The sequence below is a fragment of the Brevundimonas sp. P7753 genome (assembly GCF_013386595.1).
Lineage (GTDB): Bacteria > Pseudomonadota > Alphaproteobacteria > Caulobacterales > Caulobacteraceae > Brevundimonas > Brevundimonas bullata.
This window is the reverse complement of sequence record NZ_JACARP010000207.1, coordinates 1-1,303: the sequence shown is the minus strand read 5'-3', so window position 1 is coordinate 1,303 and position 1,303 is coordinate 1. Positions and strand designations below refer to the sequence as shown.

The 1,303-nt window shown below is 67.2% G+C and carries 1 protein-coding gene and 1 pseudogene; both read left to right on the top strand.

Annotated elements, in window-relative coordinates; translation table 11 throughout:
* Positions 1-241, top strand: a 241-nt coding sequence (locus HX774_RS19165) for a type IV secretion system protein VirB3 (protein WP_178828999.1), incomplete at its 5' end; no start/stop codon positions are given.
* A pseudogene (locus HX774_RS19160) lies at positions 220-1,303 on the top strand (VirB4 family type IV secretion/conjugal transfer ATPase); the annotation flags it as partial. The gene HX774_RS19165 and the pseudogene HX774_RS19160, both read left to right, overlap by 22 nt.

The following is a 1,303-nucleotide window of genomic DNA, read 5'->3' as shown; positions in this document are numbered from 1 at the left end:
CCCGCAGATGTTTGCGGGCGTCACCTACAGCTACTTCATCATCAACGCCGTGATCGCGGCGGAGCTGTTTCTGGTGTTCCGCTCGATCTGGGTTCTGCCGCTGGCTCTGGTCATCCATGGCGTCGGCGTCCTGCTGTGCCTGCGCGAGCCGCGCATCATCGACCTATGGCTGACCCGGATCGGGAAATGCCCGCGCGTTCGCAACCACAAGATCTGGCGATGCAACTCCTACCGGCCCTGAGCCAGGGGGCTAAGACGGTGAAGCGTGAACAGGCGGCGGGCTCTCACCTGCCCTACGCGCACCACGTCGACGACTACACGCTGGAAACCCGTGACGGCCTGCTGCTGCAGACGATCCGCCTGCGCGGCCTCTTGTTCGAGACGGCGGATACGGGCGAGCTCAACTATCGCAAGAGCCTGCGCGACGCCATGCTGCGCGCCATCGGCACCTCGCGCTTCGCTCTCTATCATCACGTGGTGCGACGACGCGCCGAGATCGGCCTCAACGCCGACTACCCCGACGCCTTCTCGCAGAGTCTCGGCGACCGCTGGGCCGAGCGGCTGGGCGCCAAACAGCTCTTCGTCAACGATCTCTATCTGACCCTGGTCCGCCGCCCGCTTCAGGGCCGCATCGGTTTCGCGGACCAGATCCGCAATTGGGTCACGCGCGCCGGCCAGGCGCCGGACGCCGGTCAGGCCTATGAACTGGCCCAGTTGAACGCCGGCCGCGACGCCCTGCTCGCAACCCTGGGCGAATATGAGCCGCACCTGTTGAGCGTCTACGACACGCCCAACGGCGCCTGCTCGGAACCGCTGGAGTTCCTGTCCTCGCTCTACAACGGCGAAGAACGGCCGGTGCTGCTGCCGCGCCAGGACCTAGGCGCCTACCTGCCTTATCGCCGCGTGAGCTTCGGCCAGGAGGCCGTAGAGCTTTCCGCCGCCGGGCATTTGCCGCGCAGCTTCCTCGGCATCGTCTCGATCAAGGACTACCCGGCCTATAGCGCGCCCGGCATGTTCGATGAGCTGATGCGTCTGCCCTTCGAACTGACCGTCACCCAGTCCTTCGCCTTCGTCGAGCGGCAGGCGGCGCTGGAGCGGATGAACCTGGCGCTTCGGCGCATGCGCTCCGCCGAGGACGAGGCCGTTTCCCTGCGCGGCGAACTGGCCCAGGCCAAGGACGACGTCGCCGCTGGCCGCGCTGGCTACGGTGAGCATCACATGACCATCGCCGTCCGCGGCGACAGCCCTGCCGCCGTCGATGCAGGCGTGGCCGAAGTCACCGCGGCCCTGGCCGACATGGGCG